This is a genomic window from Mycolicibacterium smegmatis (genome assembly GCF_001457595.1).
Lineage (GTDB): Bacteria > Actinomycetota > Actinomycetes > Mycobacteriales > Mycobacteriaceae > Mycobacterium > Mycobacterium smegmatis.
Genome location: NZ_LN831039.1, coordinates 794,664 through 813,479, shown reverse-complemented (window position 1 = coordinate 813,479; position 18,816 = coordinate 794,664). Strand labels below are relative to the sequence as shown.

Annotated in this window: 14 protein-coding genes, 1 tRNA gene and 1 pseudogene; 8 read left to right on the top strand and 8 right to left on the bottom strand. The window is 68.5% G+C overall.

From position 1 onward, the window contains the following. Positions 1–325 precede the first annotated feature (325 nt). Positions 326–3,409, top strand: coding sequence for a (Fe-S)-binding protein (locus tag AT701_RS03550; RefSeq protein WP_058127520.1), 3,084 nt, complete (start codon positions 326–328; stop codon positions 3,407–3,409). A gap of 82 nt (positions 3,410–3,491) precedes the next feature. Here AT701_RS03550 and AT701_RS03545 read toward each other — a convergent pair whose 3' ends face one another. Beyond that, a complete protein-coding gene (locus AT701_RS03545) occupies positions 3,492–3,728 on the bottom strand; it encodes a hypothetical protein (RefSeq protein ID WP_058125194.1) in 237 nt (78 codons plus the stop codon). A gap of 247 nt (positions 3,729–3,975) precedes the next feature. On the opposite strand from AT701_RS03545, the gene AT701_RS03540 reads away from it, so the two are divergent. The 5 genes and pseudogenes from AT701_RS03540 to AT701_RS03520 all read left to right on the top strand — a co-directional run bounded on the left by AT701_RS03540 (position 3,976) and on the right by AT701_RS03520 (position 10,167). Continuing rightward, positions 3,976–5,250 (top strand): pyridoxal phosphate-dependent aminotransferase, encoded by a 1,275-nt coding sequence (locus AT701_RS03540; RefSeq protein ID WP_003892107.1) that lies wholly within the window; start codon positions 3,976–3,978, stop codon positions 5,248–5,250. Positions 5,251–5,268: 18 nt separating this feature from the next. Beyond that, complete coding sequence (locus AT701_RS03535; RefSeq protein ID WP_011727121.1) at positions 5,269–6,504, top strand: YibE/F family protein; 1,236 nt, start codon at positions 5,269–5,271, stop codon at positions 6,502–6,504. Between the two features lie 39 nt (positions 6,505–6,543). Continuing rightward, on the top strand, positions 6,544–7,065 hold the full coding sequence (locus AT701_RS03530; RefSeq protein WP_058125193.1) for a 2Fe-2S iron-sulfur cluster-binding protein: 522 nt from the start codon (positions 6,544–6,546) through the stop codon (positions 7,063–7,065). After that, positions 7,062–8,057 (top strand): FAD binding domain-containing protein, encoded by a 996-nt coding sequence (locus AT701_RS03525; RefSeq protein WP_058125192.1) that lies wholly within the window; start codon positions 7,062–7,064, stop codon positions 8,055–8,057. Before AT701_RS03530 ends, AT701_RS03525 begins: the two co-directional genes overlap by 4 nt. Beyond that, positions 8,054–10,167: pseudogene (locus tag AT701_RS03520) on the top strand (xanthine dehydrogenase family protein molybdopterin-binding subunit). Before AT701_RS03525 ends, AT701_RS03520 begins: the two are co-directional and overlap by 4 nt. 12 nt (positions 10,168–10,179) lie before the next feature. Here the strand turns inward: AT701_RS03520 and AT701_RS03515 are convergent. From AT701_RS03515 to dcd, 6 genes are all read right to left on the bottom strand, one after another. Then, positions 10,180–10,548: a nuclear transport factor 2 family protein gene (locus tag AT701_RS03515; RefSeq protein WP_058127519.1), complete on the bottom strand. Its 369-nt coding sequence runs from the start codon at positions 10,546–10,548 to the stop codon at positions 10,180–10,182. 18 nt (positions 10,549–10,566) lie between these two features. After that, positions 10,567–11,319 (bottom strand): maleylpyruvate isomerase family mycothiol-dependent enzyme, encoded by a 753-nt coding sequence (locus AT701_RS03510; RefSeq protein ID WP_003892101.1) that lies wholly within the window; start codon positions 11,317–11,319, stop codon positions 10,567–10,569. Position 11,320: 1 nt separating this feature from the next. Beyond that, positions 11,321–12,637 carry a cytochrome P450 gene (locus AT701_RS03505; RefSeq protein ID WP_058125191.1) on the bottom strand — a complete coding sequence of 439 codons (1,317 nt, stop codon included), beginning with the start codon at positions 12,635–12,637 and terminating at the stop codon, positions 11,321–11,323. 29 nt (positions 12,638–12,666) lie between these two features. Then, positions 12,667–14,013, bottom strand: coding sequence for a UDP-glucose dehydrogenase family protein (locus AT701_RS03500; protein WP_058125190.1), 1,347 nt, complete (start codon positions 14,011–14,013; stop codon positions 12,667–12,669). 81 nt (positions 14,014–14,094) lie between these two features. Then, positions 14,095–15,774 carry a DUF7159 family protein gene (locus AT701_RS03495; protein ID WP_081319358.1) on the bottom strand — a complete coding sequence of 560 codons (1,680 nt, stop codon included), beginning with the start codon at positions 15,772–15,774 and terminating at the stop codon, positions 14,095–14,097. 292 nt (positions 15,775–16,066) lie between these two features. After that, positions 16,067–16,636 carry a dCTP deaminase gene (gene dcd, locus AT701_RS03490; RefSeq protein WP_003892096.1) on the bottom strand — a complete coding sequence of 190 codons (570 nt, stop codon included), beginning with the start codon at positions 16,634–16,636 and terminating at the stop codon, positions 16,067–16,069. 117 nt (positions 16,637–16,753) lie between these two features. Between dcd and AT701_RS03485 the strand changes: the two genes are divergently transcribed. After that, a tRNA-Gly gene (locus AT701_RS03485) sits at positions 16,754–16,827 on the top strand. Positions 16,828–16,831: 4 nt separating this feature from the next. Here AT701_RS03485 and AT701_RS03480 read toward each other — a convergent pair. Then, positions 16,832–17,368: a TetR/AcrR family transcriptional regulator gene (locus AT701_RS03480; RefSeq protein ID WP_058125189.1), complete on the bottom strand. Its 537-nt coding sequence runs from the start codon at positions 17,366–17,368 to the stop codon at positions 16,832–16,834. 185 nt (positions 17,369–17,553) lie between these two features. On the opposite strand from AT701_RS03480, the gene AT701_RS03475 reads away from it, so the two are divergent. Beyond that, positions 17,554–18,771, top strand: coding sequence for a cytochrome P450 (locus tag AT701_RS03475; protein ID WP_058125188.1), 1,218 nt, complete (start codon positions 17,554–17,556; stop codon positions 18,769–18,771). The last annotated feature ends 45 nt before the right edge of the window (positions 18,772–18,816 follow it).

Here is an 18,816-nt window from a genome sequence, read left to right as displayed (position 1 = left end):
CAGAGCGACGAAAATCACATTCGTCGCTGTTTCAGGCGTCCGACGACATCGCGCAAATTGCGTGTGAAAAGGAACGGGTGTCAATTCGGCGCCGAATCGTCACGACAGCGCCACCGCGATGCGCTCGGGCCCGGTGGCACTTCTCCGATTCGAGTTAGGCGAGCCTTCGTAGCGGGAATTCGGCACGGGGTGCAACTATGAGCAGGCATCTAGCCCAAGTTACCCACGGGTAACATGGCTTAAGTTACCGACGGGTAACGAACATATCGGGAGGCGCGCAGTGGCACACACCCTCGAAGTGAGCAGGCTCATCATCGGGCTGCTCATGACGGCCATCGTCTTGGTGTTCGCCGCCAAGCGAGTGCTCTGGCTGACGAAGCTGATTCGCTCGGGCCAGAAGACGCTCGACGAGAACGGCCGCAAGAACGATCTGCAAAAGCGCATCACCACGCAGATCACCGAGGTCTTCGGGCAAACGCGCCTGCTGCGCTGGTCGGTTCCGGGCATCGCGCACTTCTTCACGATGTGGGGCTTCTTCGTCCTCGCCTCGGTGTACCTCGAGGCCTACGGCGTGCTGTTCGATCCCGAGTTCCACATCCCGTTCATCGGCCGCTGGCCGGTCCTGGGCTTTCTGCAGGACTTCTTCGCCGTCGCCGTGCTGCTGGGCATCATCGTCTTCGCGATCATCCGCGTCGTCCGTGAGCCCAAGAAGATCGGGCGCGACTCGCGCTTCTACGGTTCGCACACCGGCGGCGCGTGGGAGATCCTGTTCATGATCTTCCTGGTCATCGCGACCTACGCGCTGTTCCGCGGTGCCGCGGTCAACACCCTCGGCGAGCGTTTCCCGTACCAGAGCGGCGCCTTCTTCTCCGACTTCATGGCGTGGATCCTGCGCCCGCTCGGCGCGACCGCCAACATGTGGATCGAGACCGTCGCCCTGATGGGCCACATCGGCGTCATGCTGGTGTTCCTGCTGATCGTGCTGCACTCCAAGCACCTGCACATCGGCCTTGCGCCCATCAACGTCACGTTCAAGCGCCTGCCCAACGGCCTCGGCCCGCTGCTGCCGATGGAGTCCAACGGCGAGTACATCGACTTCGAGGATCCCGCCGAGGACGCGGTGTTCGGTAAAGGCAAGATCGAGGACTTCACCTGGAAGGGTTACCTGGACTTCACGACCTGTACCGAGTGTGGCCGCTGCCAGTCGCAGTGCCCGGCGTGGAACACCGGCAAACCGCTGTCGCCCAAGCTCGTGATCATGAACCTGCGCGACCACATGTTCGCCAAGGCTCCCTACATCCTGGGCGAGAAGCCGTCGCCGCTGGAGAGCACGCCCGAGGGCGGCCTGGGTGAGAAGGCCCGCGGCGAGAAGCACGAGCAGAAGCACGCGCACGACCACGTCCCCGAGTCCGGCTTCGAGCGGATCCTCGGCAGCGGCCCCGAGCAGGCCCTGCGCCCGCTGGTCGGCACCGAGGAACAGGGCGGCGTGATCGATCCCGACGTGCTGTGGTCCTGCACCAACTGCGGTGCGTGCGTCGAGCAGTGCCCCGTGGACATCGAGCACATCGACCACATCGTCGACATGCGCCGGTACCAGGTCATGGTCGAGTCGGAGTTCCCCGGTGAGCTGGGCGTGCTGTTCAAGAACCTGGAGACCAAGGGCAACCCCTGGGGCCAGAACGCCAAGGACCGCACCAACTGGATCGACGAGGTCGACTTCGACGTGCCGGTCTACGGCGAGGACGTCGACTCGTTCGACGGGTTCGAGTACCTCTTCTGGGTCGGCTGCGCCGGCGCCTACGAGGACCGCGCCAAGAAGACCACAAAGGCCGTCGCCGAACTGCTCGCCACCGCGGGCGTGAAGTTCCTGGTGCTGGGCACCGGCGAGACCTGCACGGGCGACTCGGCGCGCCGCTCGGGCAACGAGTTCCTGTTCCAGCAGCTGGCCGCGCAGAACGTCGAGACCATCAACGAACTGTTCGAAGGCGTCGAGACGGTCGACCGCAAGATCGTGGTGACGTGCCCGCACTGCTTCAACACGATCGGCCGTGAGTACCCGCAGCTGGGTGCCAACTACAGCGTCGTGCACCACACGCAGCTGCTCAACCGGCTGGTCCGCGACAAGAAGCTGGTTCCGGTCAAGTCGGTCAGCGAGCAGAACGGCCAGCCCGTCACCTACCACGACCCGTGCTTCCTGGGCCGCCACAACAAGGTTTACGAGGCCCCGCGTGAGCTGGTCGAGGCCTCCGGTGTGACGCTGAAGGAAATGCCGCGCCACGCTGACCGCGGCCTGTGCTGTGGCGCCGGCGGTGCGCGTATGTGGATGGAAGAGCACATCGGCAAGCGCGTCAACGTCGAACGCACCGAAGAGGCCATGGACACGGCCTCGACCATCGCGACCGGCTGCCCGTTCTGCCGCGTGATGATCACCGACGGTGTCGACGACGTGGCGGCCAGCCGCAACGTCGAGAAGGCCGAGGTGCTCGACGTCGCCCAGCTGCTGCTGAACTCGCTGGACACCAGCAAGGTCACGCTGCCCGAAAAGGGCACGGCGGCAAAGGAATCGGAGAAGCGCGCCGCTGCCCGGGCAGAGGCCGAAGCGAAGGCGGAAGCGGCCGCTCCCCCGGTCGAGGAAGCCGCACCCGAAGCAGAGGCCCCGGCCGCCCCGGCAGCCGGTGGGGCCGAGGCCAAGCCGGTCACCGGCCTGGGCATGGCGGGTGCCGCGAAGCGTCCGGGCGCCAAGAAAGCCGCACCTGCCGCGGAAGCGTCTGCGGCACCGGCCGCCGCGCCCGCCCCGGCCAAGGGTCTGGGCCTGGCCGGCGGGGCCAAGCGTCCCGGCGCGAAGAAGGCCGCCGCACCGGCCGCCGAGGCACCCGCTGCTCCGGCTTCGGACGCTCCGCCGGTCAAGGGGCTCGGTCTCGCGGGTGGCGCCAAGCGACCCGGCGCCAAGAAGACCGCGGCAGCTGCTCCGGCCGAAAAGCCCGCAGCCACAGAGGCTCCGGAAGCGTCGGCGACCCCGGCAGCCCCGGCGGCGCCCGTGAAGGGGCTGGGTCTCGCGGCAGGCGCCAAGCGTCCCGGCGCCAAGAAGACCGCAGCCGCACCGGCCGAAAAGCCCGCAGCCGCAGAGACCGAGGCACCGGCGCCGGCAGAAACCGCGGCTCCGGCCGAGCCGGCCAAGCCCGAACCGCCCGTCGTGGGCCTCGGCATCGCCGCGGGCGCTCGCCGTCCGGGTGCCAAGAAGGCGGCCGCCAAGCCTGCCGCTGCGCCGGCGCCCGCCGCCGAAAAGCCGGCCGAGCAGGCCGCGGAGCCCGAGAAGCCCGCCGAGAAGCCGGCTGAGCCCGCGAAGCCGGAACCACCCGTGGTGGGCCTCGGCATCAAGCCGGGCGCCAAGCGGCCCGGTAAGCGCTGACCGCCGGTGGTCGAGTAGTTGAGAAGCGGCCCCCTCCTGATTCAGGAGGGGGCCGCTTCTTTCGGTAAGGAAATCAGCTTTGTCAGCCTCCGTAGGGCGGTGCCTTGACCTCAGGCTTGGCGACGACGGGCGCGATGGTTCCGGGGGTGTAGGTCACCGTGGAGGTTTCCCCGACCTTCATGGCGCCGCCCGACGCCACGGAGGGCTGGTCGGCACTGGCGCCCATCGTCGCCCCGATGATGCCGAACGCCACCGCGGCGGTGCCGCCGAGCAGCGCCGCACCCGTGGTGAACCGCGTGATCTTCTTCACTTCACTCATGCTGTGTCCATTCGTTGTTTCGGTGCCTTTGTATCCCCTCACCTGGGGAAACTCGGAGCATCTCGATCTTTCGGGAGCAATCGTGGCCCAGCGCAGGCGCCGGGAGTGAGCTGCTCAAGCAGATACACAGCCGGTTCGCATGCCCGTGGCAGGTTGGATTCGTTAAGGGAAATGAACGGTCGACGTCTGGTCCGCCCGTGCGCATGCGATGGTCGGCAAATTCAATTGATTGGACAGCGATGAGACCATGGAACGCGTGACTACCCACCAGTTGCCGTGGCAGAGCACCGGGGAACACCGGAAGCCGCGGACGTTCACCCAGTCCACGAAGCTGCAGGACGTCCTGTACGAGATCCGTGGGCCGGTACACGAGCACGCCTCACGGCTGGAAGCTGAAGGGCATCGCATCCTCAAGCTGAACATCGGCAACCCCGCGCCGTTCGGGTTCGAGGCCCCCGACGTCATCATGCGGGACATCATCCAGGCCCTGCCGACCGCGCAGGGCTATTCAGACTCCAAGGGAATCCTCAGCGCCCGGCGCGCCGTTTTCACGCGCTACGAGCTGGTCGAGGGCTTCCCCAAGTTCGACGTCGACGACGTCTACCTGGGCAACGGCGTCTCCGAGCTCATCACCATGACGCTGCAGGCGCTGCTGGACAACGGCGACCAGGTGCTCATCCCGGCACCCGACTACCCGCTGTGGACGGCGTCGACCTCGCTGGCCGGCGGCACCCCGGTGCACTACCTGTGCGACGAGACGCAGGGCTGGAACCCCGACGTCGCCGACATCGAATCGAAGATCACCGAACGCACCAAGGCGATCGTGGTGATCAACCCGAACAACCCGACGGGCGCGGTGTACAGCCGCGAAACCCTCGAGCAGATCGTCGACCTGGCGCGCAAACATCAGCTGCTGCTGCTGGCCGACGAGATCTACGACAAGATCCTCTACGACGACGCCAAGCACATCTCACTGGCGACGTTGGCGCCTGACCTACTCTGTTTGACTTTCAACGGGCTGTCGAAGGCCTACCGGGTGGCCGGCTACCGGTCGGGGTGGCTGGTGATCACCGGCCCCAAGGAGCACGCCACCAGTTTCATCGAGGGCATCAGCCTGCTGGCCAACATGCGCCTGTGCCCGAATGTCCCCGCGCAGCACGCCATCCAGGTGGCCCTGGGCGGACACCAGAGCATCGACGCGTTGGTGCTGCCCGGCGGGCGGCTGCTCGAACAGCGTGACGTGGCGTGGGAGAAGCTCAACGAGATCCCCGGGGTGTCGTGCGTGAAGCCGCGCGGTGCGCTGTACGCGTTCCCCCGGTTGGACCCCGAGGTGTACGACATCCACGACGACGAGCAGCTGGTCCTCGACCTGCTGCTGCAGGAGAAGATCCTGCTGACCCAGGGCACCGGGTTCAACTGGCCCACACCCGATCACCTGCGCATCGTGACGTTGCCGTGGGCGCGCGATCTGGCCTCGGCGATCGAGCGGCTGGGGAACTTCCTGGCGAGCTACCGTCAGTAGCCCCTCTACCCTGGCCCGGTGGCGCATTCGCATTCCCACTCGCACTCGCTGAGTGGTCCGTCCCCGCTCGGCCCGCTGGCCGCCAGGATCGTGGTCGGTCTGCTGGTGGCGATCGGTGTCGTCGTGATCGTGGGCGCTGCCCTGCTGTGGCCGAGCCGGCAGAAGGTCGACATCCCCCTGCCGTACCAGAACGCCGCGGGCGGTGCAGTGACCACCGAGACCGGCCACGTGCTGTCCAGCACGCTGACCGCGTGCGGCAGTCCCTCGGTGGGCGCGGTGCTGACCTCCGATCCGGTGTCGTCGCCCGGCGACGCCGGGCAGTGCGTGCAGAACCTGGTGGCCATCGATTCCGGCCCCAACAAGGGCGCCAGGACACTGCTGGAGTTCAGCGGCGGCCCGGGTCAGCCGAACCTGGTCGCCGGCGACGACGTCCGGTTGAGCCGCCAGGTCGATGCGAGCGGTGCGACCAGTTACGCGTTCTACGACTACGAGCGGACGTGGCCGCTGATCGCGCTGGCGGCCGTGTTCGCGGTGGTGGTCGTGGCGGTCGCGCGCTGGCGTGGTCTACGCGCGCTGATCGGCATCGTGGTCGCGTTCGGGGTGCTGGTGGTGTTCCTGCTCCCTGCGCTGCGCGACGGCGCCTCGGCGGTCCCGGTGTCACTCGTGGCCTCGGCCGTGATCCTCTACGCGGTGATCTATCTGGCGCACGGGGTGAGCCTGCGGACCAGCGCGGCCCTGCTGGGCACCCTGACAGCGTTGTTCCTGGCTGCCCTGCTGTCCTGGGCGGCAATCGAATTGGCGCACCTGACGGGTCTGGCCGAGGACCAGAACAATGACGTCGCGGCATACATGGGCAATGTGTCCATCACCGGTCTGCTGCTCGCGGGCTTCATCATCGGCTCGCTCGGCGTCCTCAACGACGTCACGGTCACGCAGGCCTCGGCCGTGTTCGAACTCGCCGAGGCGGGCGGCACACGCCGCAGCATCTTCGTCGGCGCCATGCGCGTGGGCCGCGACCACATCGCCAGCACGGTCTATACCCTGGTGCTCGCCTACGCCGGCAGCGCGTTGCCGCTGCTGTTGCTGTTCAGCGTGGCCAACCGGTCGCTGGGTGATGTGCTGACCAGTGAGAACGTGGCCGTCGAGGTCGCCCGGTCGGCCGTCGGCGGTATCGCGCTGGCCCTGTCGGTGCCGTTGACCACGGGCATCGCCGCCGTGCTGGCGACACCGTCTGTCGCGTCCCCGGCGCGCTGACCGGCGTTTGGGCAGTGCCCGCCGGGGTACCCACGGCGCGTGAGCCAGCCCGATCACACCTCCCACGTCACGCTCGAGGTCGACGGCGCGCGCCGTGAACTGACCGTCGACAACCGCGTGACGCTGCTCGACGCGCTACGTGAACACCTGCAGGTCACCGCACCGAAGAAAGGTTGCGACCACGGCCAGTGCGGGTCCTGCACCGTCCTGCTCGACGGACGTCGCGTCACGACGTGCCTGACCTTCGCGGTCGCCGCCGACGGCGCCCGCATCACCACCGCGGCCGGTCTCGGCCTGAACGACGAACTGCATCCGGTGGCGCAGGCCTTCTGCGACGAGGATGCCTTCCAGTGCGGATATTGCACGCCCGGCCAGATCTGTTCGGCCGTCGGCATGTTCGATGAGGTCAAGGCCGGCGCGCCGAGTTTCGTCGCCGACGACCTCGACGCTCCCCCGGTGCTCAGCGAGCGGGAGATCCGCGAACGCATGAGCGGCAACCTGTGCCGCTGCGCGGCGTACCCGAACATTGTCGCGGCGATCGAACGTGCGGCGAACCGATGAAGGCCTTCGGATACCACGTCGCCACCAGCCCCGCCGACGCGGTGGCCACGCTCGCCGGGCATCCCGGCGCGGCCTATCTGGCCGGCGGCACCAACCTGGTGGACCACATGAAACTCGGTGTGGCCGAACCGGATCTGCTGGTCGACGTGAGCCGGCTGGACCTCGACCAGATCTCGGTGACCGACGACGGCGCGGTCCGCATCGGCGCCAACGTCCGCAACAGCGACCTTGCGGCCGATCCGGTGATCCGCTCGCATTACCCGGTGCTGGCTCGTGCGTTGCTGTCCGGCGCGTCGGGCCAGTTGCGCAACGCGGCGACGACGGCGGGAAATCTGTTGCAGCGCACCCGATGTGTCTACTTCCAGGACGTCACCACACCGTGCAACAAGCGTGAACCGGGCAGCGGTTGCGCGGCGCTCGGCGGTTACGCGCGCTACCACGCGATCCTCGGCGCCTCCGAACACTGCGTCGCGGTGCACCCGTCCGACATGGCCGTCGCCATGAGCGCCCTCGACGCGACGGTGGTGGTGCAGGGACCCGACGGCCAGCGACGCCTGCCCATCGACGATTTCCACCGCCTGCCCGGTGACGAACCCCAGCGCGACACCACGTTGCAGCACGCCGAACTCATCACGGCGGTCGAATTGCCCCCACCACCGGTCGGCGCGGTGTCGGACTACCGCAAGGTGCGTGACCGGGCGTCGTACGCGTTCGCCCTCGTGTCGGTCGCGGCCGAACTCACGTTCACCGACACCCGGCAGATCTCCTCGGCGCGCATCGCTCTGGGCGGGGTCGCGCACAAACCGTGGCGGGCCCGGCGCGCCGAGAGCGTGCTGATCGGGGACCAGCCCTCCGACGAGACGTTCATCGCCGCGGCCGACGCCGAGCTCAACGCCGCCGAACCTCTGCCCGGCAACGAGTTCAAGGTCGAGTTGGCGCGGCGCACGCTCGTCGCTCAATTGCGCATGCTCACCGCACGGAGGCAGCAGTGACTCTCCTGGAACCCCGCGCCATCGGCCAGCCCGTCATCCGCAAGGAGAGCCGCGCCAAGGTCACCGGCGCCGCGCCGTACGCGTTCGAGCACATCGTCGACAATGCGCTGTATCTGCATCCTGTGCAGGCCACCATCGCCCGCGGGCGCGTGGTGGCCATGGACGTCGCCGCGGCCCGTGCACTCGACGGGGTGCGCGGCATCCTCACGGTGTTCGACGCCCCGGAGTTGGCCGACACCTCCGACGGCGAGTTCGCGATCCTGCAGGACGACCGCGTGCACTTCCGTGGTCAGATCATCGGCGGCGTACTCGCCGAGTCTGCCGAAACCGCCAGGGAAGCAGCGGCTCTGGTCCGCGTCGAGTATCTGCAGGAGCCACACGACACCGAACTGCGCGCCGATCACCCGGGTCTGTACACGCCCGACGAGGTCAACGGCGGCGAAGAACCCGACACCGACGACGGCGATGTGGAGGCCGCGCTCGCGCAGGCCGCGGTGACCGTCGACGAGACCTACGAGACGCCTATCGAGCACAACAACCCGATGGAGCCGCATGCGTGATCGCGCAGTGGGGTCTCGGTGACAGCGGCAAACCTGCTGTCGTGCTGTACGACTCGACGCAGGGCGTGCACGCGGTGCGCAAGGCGCTGGCGCCGATCTTCGGCCTGGAACCCGAGCAGATCCGCGTGATCGCACCACATGTCGGCGGCGGATTCGGCTCGAAGGGTGCACCGCACGCGCACAACGTGCTGGCGATCCTCGCGGCGCAACGCAGCGACGGCCGGCCCGTGAAACTCGCGCTGACGCGCCAGCAGATGTTCTCGCTCGTCGGCTACCGCACACCGACCATCCAGCGGATCCGGCTGGGCGCCGATCACGACGGCCGCATCACCGCGCTGGTGCACGACGTTGTCGAACAGACGTCGGCGGTCAAGGAGTTCGCCGAACAGACCGCGATCACCTCGCGCAAGATGTACAGCGCCGCCAACCGCCGCACCACCCACAAGCTCGCGGCACTCGATGTCGCGATCCCGTTCTGGATGCGCGCGCCCGGCGAATGCCCGGGCACCTACGCGGCCGAGGTCGCGATGGACGAACTCGCGGTGGCCTGCGGCCTCGACCCGATCGAACTGCGTGTGCGCAACGATCCTGAGGTCGACCCGGAAACGGGTAAGCCGTGGTCGGGCCGTCATCTCGTGGACTGCCTGCGCCTGGGGGCGGACCGCTTCGGCTGGGCCGCACGCGATCCGCGGCCCGCGGCGCGCCGCGACGGGGAATGGCTGATCGGCACGGGGGTCGCCGCGGCGACCTACCCGGGTAAGGCGATGCCGGGAAACTCGGCGCGCATCACCTATGCCGCCGAGGGCCGTTACACCGTGCAGATCGGTGCGGCCGACATCGGTACCGGGACGTGGACCACGCTGTCGCAGATCGCTGCCGACGCCCTCGCCTGCGATCTGGCGGCCGTGGACCTGCAGATCGGCGACACCGACCTGCCGGAGGCATCGGTGGCCGGTGGCTCGTCGGGTATCACGTCGTGGGGTTCGGCGATCGTCGCGGCGGCGCGGCAGTTCCGCGCCGACCATGGTGATCCGCCCGCCGTCGGCGCGACGACCGTCGCGCAGTCACCGGAGAATCCCGACGCCGACGGCGTCACGATGCAATCGTTCGGCGCGCACTTCGTCGAGGCACACGTCAACGCCGACACCGGCGAGATCAGGGTCCCGCGGATGCTGGGAGTGTTCTCGGTCGGCCGGGTGATCAACGCCCGTACGTTGCGGTCGCAGTTGATCGGCGGCATGACGATGGGCCTGTCGATGGCGTTGCACGAGGAGAGCGTGCGCGATCCGCGGTTCGGCCACGTCGTCACACAGGATCTCGCGACCTATCACATCAGCGCACACGCCGATGTGGCTGATATCGACGCCATCTGGCTCGATGAGGCCGACGAGTACCTCAACCCGATGGGTTCACGCGGCGCCGGGGAGATCGGCATCGTCGGGTCGGCCTCTGCCGTGGTCAACGCGGTGTATCACGCGACCGGGGTGCGGGTGCGCAATCTCCCGGTGACCGTCGACAAGGTGCTGGCTGGCCTACCGAAACTGGTGTGACCGCAACACCACTCAGCCGGCCAGATCGTCCTCATCGAGGTCGGTCGCGGCCAGCGCCGAGGCCAGGTCGTCGTGGCGGAACACCGACGTGACGTGGTCGCGCACCACACGGAACGCCGAGGCGCCGGCTGCGGTGCTGCCGTCGGCGCGGGTGATCGTCTGCTCGGCCACCACGACACCGTCGTGGACGTACATCCGGCCCGGGGTGACGCTGATGCCTGCCGCTTCGGCCCACCGGCGCAACGCCGCGTTACCCTGGACGGCGCCGGACGTGTCGCCGACCTCGATGTCGTCGCTGGACAAGGAGACCAGGGTGTCGAAGTCCTTGTCGTTGAGCGCGTCGTGCCAGGCCAGAACCGTCGCGATCTCGGATGTGGTCATGAAGGCAAGGTACGCCACTCAGAACGGCGCGGCGGCCAGCATCTTGTCCCAGACCTCCGTGTCGCCGAACACCTCGAGACCCAGGTCGGCCGGGGTGCGACGGCCGGTGATGGCCAGCAGCAGGTCTTTGGCGGGGCCGCGCAGGGCCACCGAACCCTTGCCGTGGTCGTGCGACCAGCCCACGCCGTCCTCGTCGTTGACCAGGGTCCACTCGCCCGTCGGGCCCAGGCCGTCGTCGGTGGCGTGCAGGTGCACGCTCTGGCCGAACGCCAGCGGAACCCGGTGGTGGCGCTTGGCTTCGACGCATGTGCGCTCAAGCCATTCGCTGATCGCGTCGGCGGCCAGTTCGAGAGGCAGGTCGTAGTCGGCGCCCAGCGCGATCGCGGCGTCGGCGCGGTGCACCGCGACCTCGTTGGCCCGGCGCCGGATCCACCAGCCGGCGGGCCGTGGCCCCAGGAACGTCCAGACGCGGGCCTCGGAGCCCACCTGGTCGACGGCCTTGACGATCAGGGCCGCGCCGGCGTTGAGCCATTCGATGGCCCCCTGGGGGTCGTCGGGCGGTTTACCGTCACGAACCTGGCGCGGGTCCAGTTCCTGTGAGAGTCGGTCACTGATTATCTGTGCGGCCCAACGGTTTCCGCGTCCAACATGTCGGAGAAGCTGACGCAACGTCCAGTCCGGGCAGGTGGGGACGGGCGTGTCAGGATCGCCGGAGGCGATCAGCTCTCCGAAGGCGCGGGTCTGGTCGAGCAGAGCGGCTCGGAAATCCACATCATGAACCTACCGCCGCGCGCGCCTTTCCGAGCGCAATCGGGAGAGTCGACCACCCGCGCAGCACCCGCGTGTCGCGACGGACCGGGTCACCGGCCAGCCGGGCGTCGGGAAAGCGGTCGAAGAACGCCCGCAGACCCACCTCGCCCTCGGCGCGGGCCAGCGCCGCACCCAGGCAGAAGTGGCGCCCACCCGAGAACGACAGGTGCCGCCCGGCGTTGTCGCGTTCGATGTCGAAGCGGTGCGGGTCGTCGAAGACCTTGGGGTCGCGGTTGGCGCCCGCGATGTGCAGCACCACCAGTTCGTCGCGCCCGACGGCGGTGCCGGCGACGTCGACGTCGCGCACGGCCGCGCGGGCGGTCATCTGCACCGGAGAGTCCAGCCGCAGGATCTCCTCGACCGCGTTGGGCCACACGTCGGGACGCGCCGCGAGAGTCTCCAGGTGCTCGCGGTGGTCCAGCAGCATCCGGATGCCGTTGCCCAGCAGGTTCACGGTGGTCTCGAAGCCGGCCGCGAGTACCAGGCCGGCCAGCGCCTTGAGCTCGCGGTCGGTCAGCGGCTCACCGGTGGCCCCGCTTTCGGACGCGGTGATGATCTGGCTCAGCAGGTCGTCCCCCGGGTCGCGGCGCAGGGTGCGCAGGTGCCGGTTGAGCCACGTCTCGAACCCGATGATGCCCTCGTTGACCTGCTGGTACTGGCTCCAGGACAGGCCGATGTCGAGGCTCGGCGCGCCGAGTTCGCCGTAGCGCAGGATGTTGGGCCGGTCGGGTTCGGGCACGCCGAGGATGTCGCCGATCACCGCGACGGGAAGCTGCGCACAGTACCGCTCGACGATGTCGACCACACCCGACTCGGCCTCCAATCCGTCGAGCAGCTCGTGCGCGGTCTGCTCCACACGTTCGCGCAGCGTGGCCACCGCGCGCGTGGTGAACACCGAGGACACGAGCTTGCGCATGCGGGTGTGGTCGGGCGGCTCGATCGACAGCAGCGATGGCGGTTCGATCGGGTGCAGCAGGCCCGGGTTGGTCTTGTCGGCGATCCAGCGCAGCGGTTTCGGCAGGTTCGCGCCGAGCTGGCTCACCTGGAAGTCGTCGGAGCGCAGCAGGTCGAACGCCACCGCGTGGTCGAACGTCAGCAGCACCACGCGGCCGCGGATCACCGGGCCCTGCTTGCGCATCTGGTCGGCGAACGTCGTGGGATCCGCACGCACGACCGGGTCGGCGATCAGCCGGGCCTGCGGATCACCGCGACGCAGACCGAGTGTGGCCATGCTCCGAACGAAGCCGTGCAACGCCATCCACCGGAGTCGTTCCCGCATGCCCTGAGCGTACGGACGGCAAACTGGCGCTACAACTGCCGCACGGTCTGTTTCTCCACACGGCGGCCCAACGCGTACACCCGCCAGCCGGCTCGCCGCCAGCGGTCGATGTCCAGGCAGTTGCGGCCGTCCACAACGACTTTGGCGCGCACCGTGCCGTCCAGCGCCGCGGGGTCAAGGTCGACGAATTCGGACCATTCGGTGAGCACCAGCACCGCATCGGCGCGTTCGCACGCCTCGGCCACCGTCGTCGCATAGGTCAGGGTGGGGAAAAGCCGTCGCGAGTTCTCGACGGCCTTGGGGTCGTACACGTTGACCGTGGCGCCGTTGAGTTGCAGCATGCCCGCGACGTTGAGCGCCGGGGAGTCGCGCACGTCGTCGGATTCGGGTTTGAACGCCGCACCCAGCACCGCGATGTTGGCGCCCAGCAGCGAACCGCCGCAGGCGCGGGTGGCCAGTTCGACCATCGCGGTGCGCCTGCGCATGTTGATGCTGTCGACCTCGCGCAGGAACGTCAGCGCGTGGTTGGCGCCGAGTTCCCCGGCGCGCGCCATGAACGCACGGATATCCTTGGGCAGGCAGCCGCCGCCGAAACCCAACCCGGCGTTGAGGAATCGCCGCCCGATGCGGGGGTCGTGGCCCAGCGCGTCGGCCAGCACGGTCACGTCGGCGTCAGCGGCCTCACACACCTCCGAGATGGCGTTGATGAACGAGATCTTGGTCGCCAGAAACGCGTTCGCCGCGACCTTGACCAGCTCGGCGGTCTGCAGATCGGTCACCAGAAACGGCACTCCGTCGGCGATCAGCGGCCCGTACAGGTCACGCACCGCGGCTTCCGCGCGCGTCGAGCCAGGTTGCACGCCGAGCACCACGCGGTCGGGATGCAGCGTGTCGTGCACCGCGAAGCCCTCGCGCAGGAACTCGGGGTTCCAGGCGATCTCGACGTCGACGCCGGGCGGGGCGAGCAGCGCGGCGCGCTGCGCGAGATCGGCCGCGGTGCCGACGGGCACGGTGGACTTGCCGACGATCACCGCGTTGCGCCGCAGACGCGGCACCAGCGTGTCGATGACGGCGTGCACGTGGCGCAGGTCGGCGCCGTACTCGCCCTTCTTCTGCGGGGTGCCCACCCCCAGGAAGTGCACGTCGGCGAAGTCGGCGGCCTCGTCGTAGTCGGTGGTGAACCGCAACCGGCCCGCGGAAAGGTTGTCGTTCAGGACTTTTCGCAGGCCGGGTTCGTAGAACGGGATGTCGCCGGAGGCCAGTTTGGCCACCTTGCCGGGGTCGATGTCGACCCCGATGACCTCATGGCCGAGTTCGGCCATTCCCGCGGCGTGGGTCGCGCCCAGATAGCCGGTGCCGAACACTGTGCATCGCATACTGCCTCTATAGGCAGCGGCGATGAGCTACCCGCTACGCGACATCAAGCGGCAGACCAACTTCGGGTGAGGAGTTGGTGGCTAGTGGTGACCGCCACCGAACGGGAACGGCCACACCGGGCCGCCACCGTTGTGACCGCCACCGTTGTGACCACCGCCGCCACCGTTGCGGCCACCACCCGAGCCGGGATTCCAGCCGCTGTTGCCGGAGTCACCGCGGCCGGGGCCACCCGATCCACGTCCGGGGTTCCAGTCGTTGTCACCGCCACCGCGGCCGGGCCCGTTGTCGGAGCCACGACCCGGGCCCGGATCCCAGCCACCGGGGCCCGATCCGGGCCATTGCGGCTTCGGGGCCTGCTTCGGCGGATCCCATGGCGGGTTCCACGGATTCTGCTGTGGTGGCCGCTGGGGCTCCCACGGCGGGCGGAAGATCGACGGGACGCGCGGCAGCACCACGACGGGCGGGATGTATCCCGGCGGTTGGTAGACCGGCGCCGGCGCAGGCAGCACCGGTGCCACGGGAGCAGGTGGTGGCGCCTCGGGTGCCGGTGGCGGCGCCGCCGGGGCCGGGGCGGGTGCCTGCGGTTGCTCCACGTACACCGTGCGCGGCGGAGCCTGGGGCTGCGGGGCCTCCTGGACCACCGGAACCGGAGCTTTGATGGTCTCCGGAGGCGGCGCGGGCGGCGGCGCCTCCTGCACGGGCTTCGCCTCGGGCGCCGGGGCCGGTGCGGGTGCTTTGGCCACGGGCGCGGTGGGCACCACGGCGCCCTGCGCGGGGGCGGGCCGCTGGTCGACCGTCGGGCGGATGCTCACCGCGAGCGAGATGACCAGTGCGACGACGCCGATGACGAACACCGAGGTCAACGCGCTGCCCACCAGCAGGAACGGCTTGCGCTCCTCGTCGGCGGCGGCGACCTCGTTGAACACGGCGGGGTCGAGTTCGTCGACTCCACCGTCCACGAGGCTGCCCAGGTCGCTCCCGGCCGGGGCGAGCTGGGTGTCCAGACCGGCGAGCGCGTACGCGCTGCCCGCGGTCGGGCCGTCGGGATCCTGCGAGTACGCCAGCCCCACGGTGGAGGCCTCCAGCGCGGGCGCGGTGGCCGAGGCCAGCGCGGCGCCGCGGGCCAGCGCCAGCTCGGGTTCCTCCGGGGCGTTGACGGGCATCGACACGAGGTGCTGCAGGTGCTCCTTGACGGAGCTGACGTCGACGCCCGAGCCCACGATGAACATGCCGTCGGGCGGGGTCTCCTGGGCGGCGACGGCGGCGGCCATGTCGCTCAGGACGGCCATCGCGTCGGTGCTGTGCAGCGAGCTGCCGAGCACCTTGACCACCGAGCCGTCCTCGGTCTGCACCACCGACAGGGTCGCGGCGTCACGGTCGATGAACAGCAGCGCGGTGGTGTCGTAGCCGACGGCGCGTCCGACGGCCTGGGCGAGGGCTGCGGCGGCGTGGCCTTCGGAGACCAGCATGACGTCGTCGATGCCGTGTGCGGTCAGCGAGTCGCGTAGCGCGGACGCGTCGGAGTGATCACTCCACGTGACACCGATCGACTTGAGATGATGCCCGCCCGCGTCGGCGCTCTCTTGGGTTCCGAGAATTGCTGCGACGACCTGATCGGCCGCGCTCATCGTTGCCGCATCTTCCACGGCGGTGACGTCGAAGACGTCGTGATCGACGGTGATCCCGTCGGCGTTCTCCCCCTCGACCAGCACCATGCGGACCGTCGTGGGTGTCATCGACACACCCAGTACGATGTCCACTATGCCCTCCAAAGTGTTTGCTGCACTGCCCAAGTCGCCAATTTGCGCGCAGTCCGCACGAGCCGACAACTAGAAACTTCATCGATGCAGCCGGCGCATTCGTTACACCCGAACGCGTTAGCTGACACGCTTCAGTTCCGGTCGGACCCCCACTGCTGCTCACTACCGACGTCGGTACTTTTCGACCCTACTCGGCTATACGACGCCCGGCGCGGATCAGTTCATCCGCTTTGAGGGATATCCCACGTTCGCCAATTCACTTGCGTCTCACCGTTCACACGGCAGGCGCGCGTCAGGACTTGATGAAGTTGAGGTGCGAGCGCGACGGCGTCGGCCCACGCTGCCCCTGGTATTTCGACCCCACCGCGGCGCTGCCGTACGGATTCTCGGCCGGGCTGGTGAGCCGCAGCAGGCACAGCTGCCCGATCTTCATCCCCGGCCACAACGTGATGGGCAGGTTCGCGACGTTCGACAGCTCCAGGGTGATGTGCCCGGAGAACCCCGGATCGATGAAGCCCGCGGTCGAGTGCGTCAGCAGGCCCAGGCGCCCGAGCGACGACTTGCCCTCCAACCGGCCGGCCAGGTCGTCGGGCAGCGTGCACAGCTCCAGCGTCGACCCCAGCACGAATTCCCCCGGATGCAGGACGAACGGCTCGCCCTCGGCCGGTTCGACCAGCGTGGTCAGTTCGTCCTGCTGCATCGCGGGGTCGATGTGCGTGTACCGGGTGTTGTTGAACACCCGGAACATGCGGTCGAGCCGCACATCGACGCTCGACGGCTGCACCAGGGCATCGTCGAACGGCTCGAGGGCCAGTCGTTTCGCGGCGATCTCGGCCCGGATGTCACGATCGGAAAGCAGCACCCGACGAGAGTATCGGTCACGGTGTGCTCAGGAACCCCCATCCGGGTGCCACACGCCGCCTCACTACCCGCGGCTATCCCCTTCGTAGGCCGAGTTGCTATCCTTCGTCCGCACCGTGCCGGTGTAGTTCAATGGCAGAACATCAGCTTCCCAAGCTGAATACGCGGGTTCGATTCCCGTCACCGGCTCCACGTCTCACTCGAACGCAGGCGCCACGAACCGTTCGACCAAGGCCGCTTCGGACGCGGGATCCCCGATCGGCCAGACGGCCAGGGACATCACGACGCGCACGATCCACTGGGCGGCCTGCGGGTCGTCGGTCACGCCGGTGAGTTCGGCCGACAGATCGGCCAGCACCGGGGAGGCCGGAAGCTCGCTCAGATCACGACCCGCGCCCAGGCCGACCATCATCTGCCGTATCGGGTCGGACCGGATGTGCTCCAGCGCGACGGTGACGGCCTTGACCACGCGTTCACGGCCGCTGAGGTGCTCGACGGCTTGGCGCACCGAGTCGACGATGCTTGCCGCCAGCCGCAGCAGCACGGCATCGCGGATCTGCGCCTTGCCTCCCGCGTAGCGGTAGACGGTGGCGCGCGAGCAGTGCACACGCGCCGCCAGGGTGTCGATGTCCAGAGCGTCCAGGCCGTCGCGCAGCACGAGTTCGGTGGCCGCGGCGTAGATGCGCTCGGCCGCCGCGGTGCGGCGCTCACCGCCCAGAAGCCAGTCAGCCATGCGCACCCCCTTCGTACGAGTTTCCGCATCGTCTCAGACTTGAGACAAATACATAGAAAGTTCTCAGCGTCAACGCAGGTACGCCGCCTCGCGTGAGACGCCGTCGCAACAACCCCGACGGGGTCGGTTTCAACTTCGCCGGGAGCCGTTGACGGGAGATCACGGCGCCGGTCACCTTTGGATGCATGACGCCACCGGAGGGTCTCGGCCTCGCGTTGTTCCACCCGGAGTGCATCCAGGACCCGTATCCGCTGTATCGGCGGATGCTCGACACCGCTCCGGTCCATCCCATCGCCGACTCCGGCTTTTACGCGGTGTGCGGCTGGGACGCGGTCAACGACGCCATCGCGCGGCCCGAGGACTTCAGCTCGAACCTGACCGCGACGATGACCTATCAGGCCGACGGCACCGTGGGCGCCTTCGAGATGGAGGGCCTGGGCGGCAAGAGCCACGTGCTGGCCACCGCCGACGAGCCCGCCCACACCGCGCACCGCAAGGCACTGCTGCCGCAACTGGCAGCCAGGCGCATCCGGTCCTTCGAACCGTTCATCCTCGAAACAGCGAACAGTCTGTGGCACAGCCATCTTCACGACGGTCACATCGAGTGGATGAGTGCCGTGGCCAACCGGCTGCCGATGATGATCGTCGGACGCCTCATCGGTGTGCCCGACGCCGACGTCGACAAGCTGGTCCGGTGGGGCTATTCGGCCACCCAGGTGGTCGAGGGTCTGGTCGGCCAGGATCAACTCACACAGGCCACCGTGGCCGTGATGGAACTCGCCGGCTACATCACCGACCAGTTCCGGCACGCGGCACAGGACCCGCAGGACAATCTGCTCGGTGACCTCGCCACAGCATGCGCGACGGGCGAGATGGAAGAGCTCACCGCACAGTCCATGATGATCATCCTCTTCAGCGCGGGCGGTGAGTCCACGGCTTCTCTGATCGGTTCGGCCGCTTGGATTTTGGCGAGCCGTCCCGACATCCAGGAACAGGTGCGTGCGCAACCCGAACTACTCGGCGCGTTTGTCGAAGAGGTGCTGCGGTACGAACCGCCGTTCCGCGGCCACTACCGCCACGTGGTCCGCGACACCACACTGGGCGGCGTCGACCTCCCGGCCGGGTCGCGCCTGCTGCTGTTGTGGGGCGCGGCAAACCGTGACCCGTCGCATTTCGACGCTCCCGACGAGTTCCGCCTGGACCGCTCCGGCGCGAAAGGTCATCTCAGCTTCGGCAAGGGCACGCACTTCTGTGTCGGCGCGGCCCTCGCGCGCCTGGAGGCCCTGGTGGTGCTGCGTCATCTGCTGCACAGCACCGAGAACATCACGGCCGGCGACACCGGTCCGTGGCTGCCGAGCCTGCTGGTGCGCCGGCTCGCACGTCTCGAACTGGTCACGACGTAACCGCCGTAACCGCCCTGCCGTCGGCCCAAGTATCCGCACCGACCT

Coding starts and splice junctions, on each gene's coding strand:
- AT701_RS03550 (WP_058127520.1), top strand. CDS start 326: ATGACGGCCATCGTCTTGGTGTTCGCCGCCAAGCGAGTGCTCTGGCTG.
- AT701_RS03545 (WP_058125194.1), bottom strand. CDS start 3,728: ATGAGTGAAGTGAAGAAGATCACGCGGTTCACCACGGGTGCGGCGCTG.
- AT701_RS03540 (WP_003892107.1), top strand. CDS start 3,976: ATGGAACGCGTGACTACCCACCAGTTGCCGTGGCAGAGCACCGGGGAA.
- AT701_RS03525 (WP_058125192.1), top strand. CDS start 7,062: ATGAAGGCCTTCGGATACCACGTCGCCACCAGCCCCGCCGACGCGGTG.
- AT701_RS03515 (WP_058127519.1), bottom strand. CDS start 10,548: ATGACCACATCCGAGATCGCGACGGTTCTGGCCTGGCACGACGCGCTC.
- AT701_RS03505 (WP_058125191.1), bottom strand. CDS start 12,637: ATGCGGGAACGACTCCGGTGGATGGCGTTGCACGGCTTCGTTCGGAGC.
- AT701_RS03500 (WP_058125190.1), bottom strand. CDS start 14,013: ATGCGATGCACAGTGTTCGGCACCGGCTATCTGGGCGCGACCCACGCC.
- AT701_RS03480 (WP_058125189.1), bottom strand. CDS start 17,368: ATGGCTGACTGGCTTCTGGGCGGTGAGCGCCGCACCGCGGCGGCCGAG.
- AT701_RS03475 (WP_058125188.1), top strand. CDS start 17,554: ATGACGCCACCGGAGGGTCTCGGCCTCGCGTTGTTCCACCCGGAGTGC.